Raw genomic sequence first — 15,570 nt, 5'->3', positions numbered from 1 at the left:
CATGCATATTGGATTGATTGGCGGGATCGGTGTTGCGGCCACTGTGGTCTACTATCAACGGCTCACCGCCGTCATGGCTGCCCGCAACCTGCCTCTCCGATTAACCATTGTGCATGCTGATGTTCAGGATCTGCTTCGGAACAATCGACTAGATAACAGGGCAGCCCAGGCAGATATTTATGCTGGACTGATCGATCAATTACATGGAGCCGGAGCTGATTGTGCCGCTATCACCTCTTTGGGGGGGCATTTTTGTTTCGACGAAACGGTCGCATTGTCGAGCCTTCCATTGATCTCTGCCGTATCTCCACTGGATAGCTATTTTGCTGCGCAGGGGCTGAACACTGTTGGCCTTCTTGGAACAAGTGTAGTGATGCGCACCAAGCTGTACGGGCAGTTGACCCATACACGGGCCGTAACTTTGGATGATGAAATAGATAGTTTGGGTCAAAGCTATGTGGACATGGCCGCCGCCGGGACTTGCAGCCCTCAACTGAGCAAAGCGTTTCTCAATGCTGGGCGACGTTTGGTGGAAACACAGAACGCACAGGCGATTGTTCTCGCAGGTACAGATCTGAACCTAGCCTTTGACGGACAAGACCCAGACTATAGGGTTGTAGACGCACTGGATGTACATGTGGAACTGCTGGCCCAACTTGCGGCGGGTGACACCGACCTCGATGAAGTGAGCGCGACAAAATGAAAAAACAAAACGACAATCCTGCTGATCCGTTCAAAAAAGCCCTGGCCGAGGCCACTAAGGTCATGGCGAACGATCCGGAATTGAACGTTTCCTACTCGGTTGACCCGGCCGGCCTGTCTGGGGACAGCATGCGCTTGCCACAGGTCACGCGCCGGATGAGCCGCGAAGAGGTTCTCTTGGCTCGCGGCACGGCCGATGCTCTGGCGCTGCGCCACAAGTTTCACGATGATTCCGTGCATGCCAAATACGCCCCTCCGGGTGACATGGCCCGTGACCTGTATGAGGCATTAGAATCAGCCCGCTGCGAAGCAATGGGCGCGCGGCATATGCCTGGCACCGCCTCCAACATCGATGTGAAGATCCAGAACGAGGCCCTGCGCAAGGGCTATGATCAGATCAAATCGGCAACCGAAGCCCCGCTTGCGGTTTCGGCCGGTTATCTGATCCGGCATCTCGCCACAGGCCGCCCGATGCCGGAAGCCGCCGCCAATGTCATGGAACTATGGCGCGGATTTATCGAACAGCAGGCCGGCGACACGCTGACCAATCTTGACGACACCATCGAAGATCAGGCCGCTTTTGCCAAATTTGCGCGGCAGGTGATCACCGATCTTGGCTATGGCGACCAGCTTGGCGACGACCCTGATCAGCTTGATGATGAACAGGACAGCGACGCCGAAGAAGACGCCGACGAGGAGCAAGATCCCGATAGCAGCGGGCAGGATGATTCCGACGAAGAAGAAGCTGACGCAAATCCAGAGCAGGCCCAGGAACAGCAGCAGGACGAAAGTCAGGCGCAGGTCTCAATGGATGAGATGGCTGATGAGGATCTTACCGAAGACACCGAAATGCCTGATGGCGAGGCCCCTCTGGAGCCGCCAGCGCCGCAACCGGCTTCTGACGCCGATCCTGACTACAAGGTCTTCTTGGACACCCACGACGAGGAAATCGCTGCTGAGGATTTGGCTGAACCTGCCGAGCTGGAGCGCCTGCGCGCCTATCTTGATCAGCAGTTGGAACCGCTGAAAGGTGCTGTCAGCCGTCTGGCCAACAAATTGCAGCGCCGCCTTCAAGCCCAGCAGAACCGCTCATGGGAGTTTGATCTGGAAGAAGGCATTTTGGATGCAGGCCGTTTGGCCCGTGTGGTTGCAAACCCCACAACACCTCTGTCATTCAAACGCGAAAAAGACACGGAGTTCCGCGATACCGTCGTAACGCTTCTGCTCGACAACTCCGGCTCCATGCGTGGCCGGCCAATTTCCATCGCAGCGATCTGCGCCGATGTTCTGGCGCGCACATTGGAACGCTGCAATGTGAAAGTCGAGATACTCGGGTTCACTACGCGCGCCTGGAAAGGCGGCCTCGCCCGTGAAGCATGGCTGAACGATGGCCGCCAGCAACTCCCCGGTCGCCTGAACGATCTGCGCCACATTATCTACAAGGCCGCCGATGCGCCTATGCGCCGGACCCGTGACAACCTTGGCCTGATGATGAAAGAAGGGCTGCTGAAAGAGAACATCGACGGCGAGGCGCTGGAATGGGCGCACCGTCGCATGGTTGCTCGGCAGGAGGCTCGTAAGATCCTGATGGTGATCTCCGATGGCGCACCGGTTGATGACAGTACATTGTCGGTGAACCCTGCGAATTATCTGGAAAAACACCTGCGCGATGTGATCGCCATGGTGGAACGCCGCAAGCAGGTTGAGCTTTTGGCCATCGGCATCGGCCATGACGTAACCCGCTACTACGACCGCGCTGTAACCATCACCGATGTGGAACAGCTGGCAGGGGCGATGACCGAGCAGCTAGCAGCCCTGTTTGATAGCGACCCACGCGCCCGTGCCCGCGTCATGGGGATGAAACGCGCAGGCTAATGCTTGTCCTGAATGCGCGCACGTAGAAGAGCCCCGCCTGAGTGCGGGGCTTTTGATTCATTGGCGACGCCCATTCTGATGCAGATGATCTGTTACAGGGGTTGCCAGCAGCCTCTGGATTTGGAACAACAAGTCAACAGCGCGCGCCGCATTTGGCGCGCCTTCCCCTTGTACCTGCCTTTGCCTGCGACGTGTTCCGCGCAACCTACCGTCAGAAACGATGGTGTGGCAACGGTACAGACCCGCCGTATACTGATGGAGTGCCACGATGTACCAGAGCTTTGACGTCGCGACCCGCCCAGAGCAAGGTCCGCCCCGACTGCAGGCCCTCCGCGAGAGACTGCAACGTGAAGAGCTGGATGGCTTCCTGGTGCCGCGCGCTGATGCGCATCAGGGCGAGTATGTGGCCGCCGGCGATGAGCGTCTCGCTTGGCTCACCGGGTTTACCGGTTCCGCAGGGTTCTGTGCCGTACTGCGCGACATCGCAGGTGTCTTTGTTGACGGACGCTATCGCACACAGGTGAAACAGCAAGTCTCTGATGTTTTTACTCCCGTTCACTGGCCCGAAGTGCAGCTCGCCGATTGGCTAAAGGCACAGTTGCCGACGGGCGGGCGCGTCGGGTTCGATCCCTGGCTGCACTCTGCCAGCCAGATGCAATCACTGACCAAAGCCCTCACGGCCCATGGCATCGAGTTTGTGCAATCAGATAATCTGGTAGACCGCATATGGCAGGATCAGCCCGCGCCGCCAATGCAGCCAGTCATGGCGCAGCCACTTGAATATGCAGGCCTATCTTCTGCTGAAAAAACCGCATCTCTTGCCGAAGGCTTGCGCAACGCCGGGCACAACGCTGCGGTGATCACTCTGCCCGATAGTATTATGTGGCTACTGAACATCCGTGGCAGTGACATCGCCCACAACCCCGTCGCACACGGGTTTGCCATCCTGCACAGCGACGCACGAGTCGATCTTTTCATGGCCGCTGAAAAACTCGCCGATGTAACCGGTCAGCTTGGCTCTGATGTCACGGTCCATCCGCCGGAGACCTTCTTGGCGGTCGTTGCTGCCCTGTCAGAGGATGAAGCCGCCACGGTCGCTGTGGATCTGGCATCCCTGCCCCAAATCGTTGCCGATCAGCTCGGCGACAGCTTGGTGGCCGCGGGTGACCCTTGCGCCCTGCCAAAGGCCCGCAAATGCGCTGCCGAGATCGAAGGAAGTGCAGCCGCACATCTGCGCGACGGCGTAGCGGTCGTTGAAACCCTCGCCTGGCTGGATGCCCAAACGCCCGGCAGTGTCAGCGAAATTGATGTCGTCAAACATCTTGAAACCGAACGCCGCAAAGATCCAAATCTGCGCGACATCAGCTTTGAAACCATTTCCGGCACCGGCCCCAATGGCGCAATCATTCACTACCGTGTGAGCGAAGACAGCAATTCGGTATTGGAAGATGGTCATCTTCTGGTTCTGGACAGCGGCGGGCAATATCTGGACGGCACCACCGACATCACCCGCACGCTGGCAATCGGCACGCCCCCTCCTGCAGCGCAACAGGCCTACACTCGCGTCCTGCAGGGCATGATTGCCATGTCTCGCTTGCGTTGGCCCAAAGGCCTTGCCGGTCGCGACATCGAGGCTGTGGGCCGGATGCCGCTCTGGCTGGTCGGACAGGACTTCAACCACGGGCTTGGCCACGGCGTTGGTGCTTTTCTCAGTGTGCATGAGGGCCCCCAACGGCTTAGCCGTGCAGGCACGGTCCCACTTGACCCCGGCATGATCCTCTCAAATGAACCCGGCTATTACCGCGAAGGCGCTTTTGGTATTCGCATCGAGAACCTTTTGGTGGTTGAACCGGCATCTGCATTGGACACCGCCGACCCAGAGCGAGACATGCTAAGCTGGCGTACGCTGACTTACGCCCCACTTGACCGGCGACTGATCGTCGCAGACATGCTGACAAAGGCAGAACGAGACTGGCTGAATGCCTATCATGCAGCGGTCTTGGCCAAGATTGGACCCAACGTAACTGACGCGGCGCTACGCTGGTTGGATGCCGCTACGGCACCGCTGTGATACCGCAGTGTTACATCTGAAGACGACATTGATCCGTGACGAACGACGTGAAGGAATAGAACATGACAAAGATTCAAATTCGCAAGGCAACTGGCACCTGGGTGGTGCGCTCCGGTGGCGCTGTACTTGGAGAGAGCAGCAACGCTCTCGAGCTGAGCGAGGGCGATCTCGCGCCCGTCATCTATTTTCCACGTAGCGACATTGCGTTCGCGCTTCTGGATCGCAGCGACAAAACCACCCATTGTGCAAGCAAGGGTGACGCCACCTACTTCTCAATTGTGAACAAGTCGTCAGTGACTGAAAACGCGGTTTGGAGCTATGAAGCCCCGTCGGACGCCGTTGCCGAGATCAAAGAGCACCTCGCGTTCATAACAAGTGACACGGTGAAGGTTGAACAAATCTGAGCAATCTGATTATCGGCGAAAATTCGCTGCGATGATCTATTGGGCGCCCCATCACGGGGTGCCCTTTTTGATGGATAAGCAGTGATCCGCCTAACAGAGTGGAACTATCGTAACGTCGAAAATGTCCGTTTGCATGCAGGCTATTTATACACAAGCATCGCTGCGAGCTCACGATAGTCGCCTCCTGCAAGGTCAAAATACGACCACTCACAGGAGGTAAACGTTCTACTAGACGCGAGCTATCGTAGCTAATTTCCAAAGCACGGCTCACGTATAACGGTCATTTTTTCCGTTACACAACTATATTAACCCGGTGTTTTTACCGGATCAGAGCACATCGATTTTAAGAAACAATAAGATACCAATTAACAACAGAAACAGACCGCCGAACGGCTGTGGCATTGTCAGTTAAGGATGGTCTGACACAAGTGCTGACGCGCCGCTTCTACGGACTCGCCGGTACGAAACATCTGTGCATCCCGTGCGTTTTGAACAACATAGTCGATCAATGCCTCATAGGAGGCACGCTCATTTTCCTGCTCAACTGCCTTCGCCGTGTGTTCAGCTTCTGTCGAGCTGATTTTCTTGAATTGCATGTTTTCACTTCCGAAGAATGATCACTATTGCGTTTATGTTAACCATACTTAAGTCAATGAACCGATAAAGGTTAAATTTTATCCACAAGAAAACCGCGCACCCGTTTCAGAAATATCACAGATTTCTGATCGTCTTTTACGAGAGTATTTTGTTTCACGAGATCGATTTGTCGAAAATGTCGCAAATCGACCACGCCCTGCCGTGATCCGAGATCGTTAACTGTGCTCTTCCGCAGCGGCGGCAACCAGTGCGCGGTTGTAGGCCTTGAGCGAATCAATATGGTAAAGGGCCCCAACAAGATTCGGCGAATTATCGCTGGTCTCGTCGTCAGCAAGCACGGGCAGATAAGCCAGCCCGGCCCGATCAAAAATCGGCATCGCCGCTTCAAGCGAGGCAGAGGCCTTTATGGACAGCCCTTCCTCGATCAACTCGGCGCAATCCTCTGCGCTAACGCAGCCCGGATCCCGTATTGGACGCATCACGGAACCGACGCGTAGCGTTGACAGCAGATAGGCCTGAGGGCCCGCTGCACAGCGAATATTGCGCCGCTCTAATTGGGTCAGAAAGAATGAGCGGTCAACGATGCGCGAGGCAAGTGCTGTAGACATGGACACCGCCACCATTACCGCCAGGCCGATCTGCCAATCTCCGGTCAGCTCAAATACAATCAGTGTGGTGGAAATCGGCGCGCCAAGTACCGCTGCCGCGACCGCGCCCATTCCAGCAAAGGCATAAAGCGTATGCGTGCCCGACACATCCGGCAGCACTGCCGTAGCAATCAGTCCGAAGGCCAGTCCCGTCAGTGCCCCGACCATCAGTGCTGGTGAGAAGACACCGCCGCCCATCCGGCCGCCCATGGTAACGGCGACAGCGGCCGTTTTTACCACGGCAAAGAGAATAGTCTGATGCAGCACCAAAGCGCCCGTCAATGCCAGTACCGTCGTCTCATAGCCAACGCCAATGATATGCGGAAACCAAACGGCAATCACGCCAAGGAGCAAACCAGACGCAGCCGGGCGTAGCCAGCGCGGCAAGAGCATCCGATCCTGAAGCGCGTTGCCAATCTGCTCTGCTAAGAAAATTGACCGCATCAATACGACCGCGACAAGACCACAAATCAGCCCAAGCATCAGGAATGCAGGCAGTTCTACATAGAATTGCAGCGCCCCTGGCGTGATCAGATCAAACTCCGTCACATCGCCGTATTCCAGACGGTTGATCACGGTCCCAGCGACAGATGCAATCACAATGGGGGCAAAAGCATGCACCGCGAAATGCCGCAACACCACCTCAAGCGCGAAGAGCGCGCCGGCAATAGGCGCATTAAAACTGGCCGACACCGCCGCCGCTACAGCACAGCCAAGCAGATCTCGCCCAGTGATGCCATCCGCCTGAATACGGTTGCTGATCCATGTGGAAATCACACCCGCCAGATGCACCACAGGGCCTTCGCGCCCGGTTGAGCCACCCGTACTAAGGGTCAGAAAGGACGCACACGCAGAGGCCAGACCAGCACGGACTTCCACCCGGCCATCTCCGAGCGCCGCACCCTCGATCACATCAGCTACAGATCGCACACGGGCATCCGGCGTAAACCTGTGCAGGATCAGTCCCACGATCAGCCCACCAAGGGTTGGAATAAGGATCAACCAGTACCACGGCATATCCTGAGCAAAGCTATGTAGAAAATCCACATCATCAGCGCCATAGACCCACGCCTGGAGAGCTGAAATCCCTTTGCGGAAGAATAGCGCTGAAAACCCTGCGGCGATTCCGATCAACAGTGCGATCAGCCAGAACTGAAATTGGCTCGGCCCACGGTGGCGTAACACCCGCCACACATTCCACGTTCCGGCAACGCCCTGTGCGATGAGGGTAGAAATGGCGGAACGTATGGTCTGTGGCATGATCCCGATTATCCCGGTGTCGTTCTTGTGTCTTTTGACGGTAAAATATCGACAAACGAGTTAAGCTATCATGAAAACTCAACAGCTTAGCCAATTAAATCAGTAGCTCTACGTCAGCCCACCAACAGCGCCTTAGCGGCAGCGCGAGCCTCTGGAGTGATTGTATCACCTGAAACCATGCGCGCCAGCTCATCGACACGTTCAGTCGCGTCTAGGGGAACGACCTGTGACAAAGTCTGCCCGTCGATCACCTGCTTCTGTACCCGCCAATGGTGCGCGCCCTGTGCGGCAACCTGCGGCGAATGGGTGACCACAAGAACCTGCCCACCATCGGCCAGTGACTTCAATCGACGACCAACCGCATCCGCAGTAGCACCGCCAACACCGCGATCAATTTCGTCAAAGATCATGGTCTGGTTGCCCGTTTCACCATGCAAACAAACCTTCAGAGCAAGCAGGAAACGGCTCAATTCACCACCGGAAGCGATCTTGTTCAGCGGCCCTGCCGGAGCACCGGGGTTTGTTGCAACTGTGAACGCGACAGCGTCCTGACCTTCAGGCCCCGGCTCTGCCTCTGTAAGGCGCGTTTCAAAGACCGCGCGCTCCATCTTCAGCGGGGCTAGCTCTGCCATCACTGCTGCATCCAGCGCAGCTGCTCTTTCGCGCCGCGCGGATGACAATTGTGCAGCTGCCCCTGTATAGGCGGCTTCGGCCTCTGCCAGCGCAGCCTCTTGTTCAGCGAGATCCTGATCGCCGGCATCCACCGCTGCAAGCTTTTGGCGCAGTGTATCAGCGTAACCACCTAGATCATCCGGCAGCACATCATGCTTGCGTGCAAGGGCTCTGATAGCGAACAGGCGCTCCTCGCAATCTTCCAGCTCACCGGGATTGAATTCCAACCCATCAAGGACACGAGTCACACCATCCTGTGCCTCTCCCAATTCGATCATCGCCCGCAGCAATGCTGCTATCGGTGCATCCAGCGCGGATTGAGCCTGATCGGCCACGCCTTCGAGCCAACGTTGTGCGTCACCCAATGCCGCCTCCGCTCCATCGGCGAGAATCCCTTGTGCGCGTTGAATATCGCCTCGAATACGTTCGGCGGATTGCATCTCGCGGCGGCGCTGATCCAATGCGCCATCCTCGCCCGGTAGCGGATCCAAAGTGTCCAATTCGGCCACTGCATGGCGCAGGAAATCCTCTTCGGCGCGAATAGCCTCCAGCGCTGTCCGCGTTTCAGCTACTGCTTTGCGAGCGCGGCTCGCCGCAGTCCAGCGGTCGCGGACAGCCACCAACATATCACCCAGACCCGCAAATTCGTCCAGCATTGCCCGATGACCACGCGGGTTGAGCAAGCCACGGTCGTCGTGTTGGCCGTGTAGCTCAAGCAGAGTCTCCGACAAAGCACGCAATACCTCTCCCGAGCAACGGCGGTCATTCACCCAGGCCGTCTTGCGCCCCTCCGCCGTGTTCACCCGGCGCAACAACAGCGTATCGCCGCCTGGCAACCCTGCCTCGGCCAGCACCGCATGTGCAGGGTGATCCGGTGTTAGCTCGAATTCGGCGAAGACCTCGCCCTGTTTCGCGCCCTGACGCACCAATTCGGCACGTCCCCGCCATCCAAGGACAAACCCCAGTGAATCCAGCAGGATTGATTTCCCGGCACCGGTTTCACCGGTCAGCACATTGAGACCCGGCTGAAAATTCAGTTCGAGATGGTCAATGATCAGGATATCGCGGATATCAAGCGCGCGCAGCATAGCCCGGCCCCAGTGTGGAAGTGGCGACTACAGCCACTCCCCCTTGATGGACTGACGGTAGATCTGGCTCAGCCAGTTGTTGCCGACATCGCGCATTTTCAGCCCGTTTTGCGTCAACAGCTTAAAGCTGTCCTCATACCATTCGGTCGATTGATAGTTATGGCCCAGTATGGCACCGGCGGTCTGCGCCTCGTTCACAAGGCCCAGCGACAGATAGGCTTCGACCAGACGGTGCAGCGCTTCTGCAGTATGGGTGGTGGTCTGGAAATCCTCGACCACGACACGGAACCGGTTAACTGCAGAGGTATAATGCTCCTTACGCAGATAATAACGGCCTATCTCCATCTCCTTGCCCGCCAGATGGTCAAAGGCCAGGTCAAACTTCAGGATGGCAGAGCTCGCGTATTCGCTGTCAGGATAAACCTCGATCACGGTACGCAGCGATTGCAACGCCTGAAAAGTCAGCCCCTGATCGCGCCCGACTTCATCGATCTGGTCATAGTAACTCAGCGCCAGAAGATATTGCGCATAAGCGGCATCTTCTTCAGTCGGGTAGAAATCAATATAGCGTTGTGCTGCGGCACGGCTGTCTTCGTAGTCACGACCCAGATGGTAGGCATAGGCCTGCATGATCAATGACTGTTTGGCCCAGGATGAATACGGATACAGCCGCTCGATCTCAGAGAAATAGAAGGCCGCATCCTCAGTCCGGTTACGCTCCATCTCGAACTCACCGCGTTCGTAGATCTGTTCTGGCGTAAAGCCTTCGAGCGGTTGCGAGCTCTTCGCCGCGCCCCCGTCTCCACCACATCCAGAAAGCGCAGCTACGAGTAGAACCGCGCCGATGGTTTTGGCTGCCGCCCCCATGCCGATCATGATCGCCTAACCTCACCGTCATTTAATTACGGGTGTGAACCCCGGTTCTGCCCGGTCTAGCACATTCAATTGACGCGCAAAACGTCTTTAACCGATTTCCCGCCCACTTGGCAGAGAAAGCGTCGCGGGGTCAAGGGTACGCAGCGCGCCACAGGCCAAACCCGCCAGAAGTTGATCCGCCACCAACAGAGGATTGCGCAACTCCACGCTACCAGTCTCTACGGCAACATGAGGTAAGACTGACCCCAAGGCGTGATTTTATCAGATTTTGATAACCAAGATCATCAGCTCAGACGAAATCACCGCCGCACCGCAGGTCAGCGATGATCTTCGAGCCGTCCCGCCCCTCAAAGGCCTCTCCGCCTAAAGACGGCTCGAAGATCTTCCCCGGTCCCCCAATCCACACACCCCGGTGCAAACCGCTCCGGTCGCGGGCTGAGCCAACACAAATGCCTGTATGGAAACGAACCGACGTGCAGATGACTGCTTGTTTTGCTGCATCTATCTGTTCGGAATTGACCTGCGCGCCGTCGTTGCAGCACTTGGTCTGGTTGGCGGTGGGTTCGCCCCGATCTTGGTCAGGAGCGCCCAGATCAAACGCCAGCCCCCCAGCCGACGTACCACCCGATAGCCTCAACTCAGTTAAGCAACGCGGCGCGCATCAGTTGGGATTTCCGCCCAAACCAGCCCCTGCCCCGGAAGACGCGCAGTCATCGCTGCATCGCAGCTCACCTGCCGAACAGCGCCGGGTGTCGCAAAAACAGCCCGCAGCAACGTGTTGGTCAACGAGTGACCGGCACGATCGCCAATGTAGTGACCAAATACGGGACCACCCGCCAGAGACAGGTCGCCAAGCGCGTCCAACATCTTATGGCGCACAGGCTCGTTGCTATGACGCAGCCCATGGCCGCATTCAACTTGCGGGCCGTCGAACACAACCGCGTTTTCACCGGGAACACCACCAAGAGCCAACCCGTTGGCCTGCATGTTCTCAACATCGACGCGACGGCAGAAGGTACGGCTATCACAAAGTTCGCGGGCAAAAGCACCGTTGCGCAGGTCCAGCGTTTTGCTCTGGCGGCCAATCGCCGCCTCGGTAAAATCGATGTGAAATTCAATGGTTAGACGGCTGCTGGGCAACAAAGTGGCGGTCGCACCACCGTGGCTGACAGTCACTGGTTTCAGCATCTGATAGGCCGTCACAGGCTCGCCAAGTCGCTGAACGCCCTGCTGCATGATCCCGCGCACAAAATGCGCAGAGGACCCGTCCATAATAGGCACTTCAGGGCCATCGATTTCGACCAGTGCATTGTGGATGCCGCAACCAGCCAACGCAGCCATGATGTGCTCAACCGTAGACACAGCAACACCGGAAGCATTGACCAGACGTGTGCACAGCGGCGTACGCTCAACCCGGTCCCACAGTGCGGGGACCATAGTGTTTCCCAAAGCAATGTCAGTGCGGCGGAAGCAGATACCGTGGCCAGCCGCAGCTGGCTTCAAAATCATGCGTACGTTTTCACCCGTATGAAGGCCCACGCCGTCAAAGGTCACTGATGCTTTAAGCGTATTCTGCACGTTGGCCTCATTCCGTGTGGGTGGGCCGATATTCTGGCCCTTGTTGCGGAACAGACGTAATGTGTCGCCTCGTTAGGCTCAACTCAATCTTTGTAACGGAATGAAACATCCCTGTAACAGATAGGCAAAACACTGCCTAAGGGGTGTTAATAGTATGTTTTAAAATGAAAAAAGGCCGCCAGTTGGCGACCTCTATTTCTTACATGTGATCAGTTTAGTTGGCTTGACGGCGCAGGAATGCAGGGATTTCGATGCGCTCCTGCTCCGGATTAGCCTGCCGCTGAGCTTGTGCGGCCGGTGCAGCTTGCTGACCTTGATGCGCGACCTGCGGCTGATGCATCGGTGCCTGCGGCGCAGGGGCCTGCTGAACTGGCGGTTGTTGCCGTGCCGGTTGTTGCGGCTTGGCAGCCTGCCCTTCGGCCGCACTACCTGTCATCCGGTGGATCAACGAGTTGAGGCCAAAGCGACGTTGTTCCTGACCTGCTGCACCGGGTTCCTGCTGAGGTTGCTGCTGCACCTGCTGAGGTTGCGAAACACGCGGCTGAACCGCGTCAATCGACGGGCGTTGCTGCATTTGGGCCGGCTGCTGAACCTGTGGCTGCTGAACCTGCTGCTGCATTGGCTGCTGAGGCTGTGCACGTTGCGCAGCGGCCTGCAGACGCACGATCGCCTCTGCTGACGGCGTGCCTGGTGCAGGGGCTTTCGGAGCAACAAAGCTCTCGGCGGCCTGATGGCCAGCGACATCTGCCTGTTGCTGGAATTCAGCGGCGGCAGGTGTGCCCTGATAAGCAGGTGCAGGCAGGCCATCAGCGCCCAGCTGCTCGCTTCTATCTTCCAGAACTTCGGCAAACTGACCTTCGGCAGTGGCTTGGCCGTCGTCCAACTCCGAGAACAGCGACGGCTCTTCCTGAGTTGCAGCAACTGCGTCAGCCATTGCGGGCTGTTCAACAGGGGTGCTCAACTCAAGCGGCGCACTGCTGCGTGTATCTTCGACGCTGACCGTCTGCTTCAAAGGAGCGGACATCGGGCGACGTGGCACTGGGATGTCAGTGTGGACATCAACAGCGTCGATACCGGTGGCAACCACAGAGACCCGCATCTTGCCTTCCATCTCGGTATCGAGGGTCGAACCAACGATGATGTTTGCGTTCGGGTCAACTTCTTCACGAATGCGGTTAGCTGCTTCGTCAAGTTCAAACAGCGTCAGATCATGTGCGCCGGTGATGTTGATGAGAACACCTTTGGCACCCTTGAGGCTGATTTCATCCAGCAGCGGGTTAGCAATCGCCTTCTCGGCAGCCTGAACCGCGCGATCTTCGCCCTCAGCCTCCCCGGTACCCATCATCGCCTTGCCCATTTCATCCATCACAGCACGAACATCAGCAAAGTCCAGATTAATAAGGCCCGGACGCACCATCAGATCAGTCACGCCTTTGACACCCTGATACAGGACGTCATCCGCCATCGAGAACGCCTCGGTGAAGGTGGTCTTTTCATTAGCCAAGCGGAACAGGTTCTGGTTCGGGATAATGATCAGCGTATCCACGACCTTTTGCAGGGCTTCTACACCCTCCTCAGCCTGACGCATCCGCTTGTTGCCTTCAAACTGGAACGGTTTGGTCACAACACCAACAGTCAGGACGCCCAACTCCCGCGCGGCCTGTGCGATGATCGGCGCTGCACCGGTTCCGGTGCCTCCGCCCATACCCGCAGTAATGAAGCACATGTGTGCGCCTGCGAGGTGGTCAACGATCTGCTCGATGCTTTCCTCTGCGGCAGCAGAACCAACCGAGGGGCGCGCGCCTGCGCCTAAACCTTCAGTCACTTTGATGCCGAGCTGAACACGACTTTTGGAGGCGCTTTGCTGGAGCGCCTGCGCATCGGTGTTCGCGACGACAAAATCTACGCCGTCCAGCTGCTTGTCGATCATGTTGTTGACGGCATTGCCGCCTGCCCCACCGACGCCAAATACGGTAATCCGGGGCTTCAGCTCTTCCTGGCCGGGCATCGAAAGGTTCAAGGTCATGCTCGTTCCGCCTGTGTTTATCAGCCCTCCCGCAAGGGCCTATTCCTGTCCATCGTTGCGATAATCCTACCGCGCGGCATGGGTTACGTCATCCAAAAAAGCGCTATTTTCCACAAAATATAGACATAGTATTGTCTAATTTCGCGACATTTCGCCGATTTTGACAAATCCTGTAGAAACAGCCGCCTATCACCACAACATACAGCTTGTACCCGAAAGCAATAGCCCTCGGGAGCAAGTCACATCGTTGATACTGGTGGGCAACTGCTCGCCCTACATGCGCCGCATGATGCGGTCGTTACCGTAATATTAACGCGGCGCGATTCCACTGTCACGCGCGAAACCGTCTCGCGCATGAAGTTTTTTATTAACAATTGATTAATTGGCAGGCGTACCGGTGCTCAACAAGCGGGATCTACAGCGCCGCTTGCCGACCGTGTCACCAGTTATCGCGGAACCACTTGACCGCACGTTTTAGTGTACCACTGGCATTGCGATCCACTGGCATCTCGAAGTCCCACCATTCATCCTGTGGATGGGCAGCAAACAGGCTAAGGCCAACTGCAGATGCAAAGCCCGGGCCGGTTGCCGATTGCGGTAGACCATGGACACGCAATGGCCGCCCAAGCCGAACCTGCTGCCCCAGAATACGGCTCGCCAATCCATCCAGCCCCATGATCTGACTAGATCCGCCAGTCAGCACAATCTGCTGGCTTGGCAGGCTGTCAAAGCCCGCAGCATCAAGCCGTGCGCGAACCTCTTCGAGTATCTCTTCGACGCGCGGCCGCATGATGCCGATGAGCTCTGCCCGGCTGACCGCCCGGCGATCATGTTCCCAATCGCCAGTATCAGCATGAATATCGATCATCTCGCGGTCATCCGCACCAGTGGCGTGCACGCCGCCATGAAACGTCTTGATACGCTCGGCATTAGCAGTTGGCACGCCCAGCCCCATCGAAATATCACTGGTGATATGATCACCACCCATGCGCACCGCGTCTGCATAGATCATATGCTTCTTCATGAAGACAGAAATCGACGTCGACCCGCCCCCCATGTCGATACAAGCCGCACCCAGCTCCTGCTCGTCCTCGACCAACGCCGCGAATCCTGATGCATAGGCCGAAGACGCTATCCCGGCCAGCTCCAGATCACAGCGCTGGATACAGCGCACCAGATTTTGAACAATCAACGCATCTACGGTGAGCATATGCATGTCAGCCGCCAAAGTTTGGCCCATCTGGCCACGCGGGTCATTCAGGCCAGATCGATTATCGAGTGCGAAATTCACTGGTTGGGCATGCAAAACCTCACGTCCGGCGCCGTATTCAGGCACTTCGCAGGCGGCCAAAACGCGAGCAATTTCATTCTCGGTCACGACTTGACCTTCAAGATCGACCTGCGCGTCCAGGCCATATGAGCGCGGATTGGCACCGGAGAAGCAGGCGATCACATGATCGACACGCACTTCTGCCATCTTTTGCGCCGCCTGAACCGCCGTGCGAATGGCGCGTTCCGTCTCCTGCATGGCGGTAATTTCGCCAAATTGCACGCCGCGTGAACGGGTGGTCGCCGCGCCGATCACGCGAAACCCAGACTGCCCTGCCAAAGAGCCGATGGAATTGTCATCACTCAGCCGTCCAGTCCCGTCAAAACGCAGCACCAGACAGGCAATTTTAGAACTGCCAACATCCAGAATCGCAACGACACCACGCTGCATCGCCTGACGCCGCATCTGCCGCATGGCTCTCTGGGATTGGTATAGATCGGTCAT

At 57.1% G+C, this 15,570-nt stretch carries 11 protein-coding genes; 4 read left to right on the top strand and 7 right to left on the bottom strand.

Annotated elements, in window-relative coordinates:
- Position 1 precedes the first annotated feature (1 nt).
- The 4 genes from ACEWZM_RS15065 to ACEWZM_RS15050 all read left to right on the top strand — a co-directional run bounded on the left by ACEWZM_RS15065 (position 2) and on the right by ACEWZM_RS15050 (position 5,052).
- Positions 2-703, top strand: a complete 702-nt coding sequence (locus ACEWZM_RS15065) for an aspartate/glutamate racemase family protein (RefSeq protein ID WP_414007213.1) — start codon at positions 2-4, stop codon at positions 701-703.
- On the top strand, positions 700-2,577 hold the full coding sequence (gene cobT, locus ACEWZM_RS15060) for a cobaltochelatase subunit CobT (protein WP_414007212.1): 1,878 nt from the start codon (positions 700-702) through the stop codon (positions 2,575-2,577). Before ACEWZM_RS15065 ends, cobT begins: the two co-directional genes overlap by 4 nt.
- Before the next feature lie 268 nt (positions 2,578-2,845).
- Positions 2,846-4,648 (top strand): aminopeptidase P family protein, encoded by a 1,803-nt coding sequence (locus tag ACEWZM_RS15055; RefSeq protein WP_414007211.1) that lies wholly within the window; start codon positions 2,846-2,848, stop codon positions 4,646-4,648.
- A 62-nt stretch (positions 4,649-4,710) separates the two neighbouring features.
- Positions 4,711-5,052, top strand: a complete 342-nt coding sequence (locus tag ACEWZM_RS15050; protein ID WP_414007210.1) for a DUF427 domain-containing protein — start codon at positions 4,711-4,713, stop codon at positions 5,050-5,052.
- 404 nt (positions 5,053-5,456) lie between these two features.
- Here the strand turns inward: ACEWZM_RS15050 and ACEWZM_RS15045 are convergent, their stop codons facing one another.
- The 7 genes from ACEWZM_RS15045 to ftsA form a co-directional block, all read right to left on the bottom strand.
- A complete protein-coding gene (locus ACEWZM_RS15045) occupies positions 5,457-5,648 on the bottom strand; it encodes a hypothetical protein (protein WP_414007209.1) in 192 nt (63 codons plus the stop codon).
- A 216-nt stretch (positions 5,649-5,864) separates the two neighbouring features.
- A complete protein-coding gene (locus ACEWZM_RS15040) occupies positions 5,865-7,556 on the bottom strand; it encodes a chloride channel protein (protein WP_414007208.1) in 1,692 nt (563 codons plus the stop codon).
- Positions 7,557-7,669: 113 nt separating this feature from the next.
- Complete coding sequence (gene recN, locus ACEWZM_RS15035) at positions 7,670-9,316, bottom strand: DNA repair protein RecN (RefSeq protein ID WP_414007207.1); 1,647 nt, start codon at positions 9,314-9,316, stop codon at positions 7,670-7,672.
- A 27-nt stretch (positions 9,317-9,343) separates the two neighbouring features.
- On the bottom strand, positions 9,344-10,192 hold the full coding sequence (locus ACEWZM_RS15030; RefSeq protein ID WP_414007206.1) for an outer membrane protein assembly factor BamD: 849 nt from the start codon (positions 10,190-10,192) through the stop codon (positions 9,344-9,346).
- Positions 10,193-10,834: 642 nt separating this feature from the next.
- On the bottom strand, positions 10,835-11,770 hold the full coding sequence (gene lpxC / locus ACEWZM_RS15025; RefSeq protein WP_414007205.1) for a UDP-3-O-acyl-N-acetylglucosamine deacetylase: 936 nt from the start codon (positions 11,768-11,770) through the stop codon (positions 10,835-10,837).
- Between the two features lie 214 nt (positions 11,771-11,984).
- Entirely contained in the window at positions 11,985-13,796 is a 1,812-nt protein-coding gene (ftsZ, locus tag ACEWZM_RS15020; RefSeq protein ID WP_414007204.1) for a cell division protein FtsZ, read from the bottom strand.
- Between the two features lie 439 nt (positions 13,797-14,235).
- Positions 14,236-15,570 carry a cell division protein FtsA gene (ftsA, locus tag ACEWZM_RS15015; protein WP_414007203.1) on the bottom strand — a complete coding sequence of 445 codons (1,335 nt, stop codon included), beginning with the start codon at positions 15,568-15,570 and terminating at the stop codon, positions 14,236-14,238.

The sequence above is a fragment of the Phaeobacter cretensis genome (assembly GCF_047372505.1).
Lineage (GTDB): Bacteria > Pseudomonadota > Alphaproteobacteria > Rhodobacterales > Rhodobacteraceae > Phaeobacter > Phaeobacter cretensis.
This window is presented reverse-complemented; position numbering and strand designations above follow the sequence as displayed.

Excerpts from the sequence above, each read along its gene's own strand:
- ACEWZM_RS15065 (WP_414007213.1), top strand. The coding sequence starts at position 2 with ATGCATATTGGATTGATTGGCGGGATCGGTGTTGCGGCCACTGTGGTC.
- cobT (WP_414007212.1), top strand. The coding sequence starts at position 700 with ATGAAAAAACAAAACGACAATCCTGCTGATCCGTTCAAAAAAGCCCTG.
- ACEWZM_RS15055 (WP_414007211.1), top strand. The coding sequence starts at position 2,846 with ATGTACCAGAGCTTTGACGTCGCGACCCGCCCAGAGCAAGGTCCGCCC.
- ACEWZM_RS15050 (WP_414007210.1), top strand. The coding sequence starts at position 4,711 with ATGACAAAGATTCAAATTCGCAAGGCAACTGGCACCTGGGTGGTGCGC.
- ACEWZM_RS15045 (WP_414007209.1), bottom strand. The coding sequence starts at position 5,648 with ATGCAATTCAAGAAAATCAGCTCGACAGAAGCTGAACACACGGCGAAG.
- ACEWZM_RS15040 (WP_414007208.1), bottom strand. The coding sequence starts at position 7,556 with ATGCCACAGACCATACGTTCCGCCATTTCTACCCTCATCGCACAGGGC.
- recN (WP_414007207.1), bottom strand. The coding sequence starts at position 9,316 with ATGCTGCGCGCGCTTGATATCCGCGATATCCTGATCATTGACCATCTC.
- ACEWZM_RS15030 (WP_414007206.1), bottom strand. The coding sequence starts at position 10,192 with ATGATCGGCATGGGGGCGGCAGCCAAAACCATCGGCGCGGTTCTACTC.
- ftsZ (WP_414007204.1), bottom strand. The coding sequence starts at position 13,796 with ATGACCTTGAACCTTTCGATGCCCGGCCAGGAAGAGCTGAAGCCCCGG.
- ftsA (WP_414007203.1), bottom strand. The coding sequence starts at position 15,570 with ATGACCGATCTATACCAATCCCAGAGAGCCATGCGGCAGATGCGGCGT.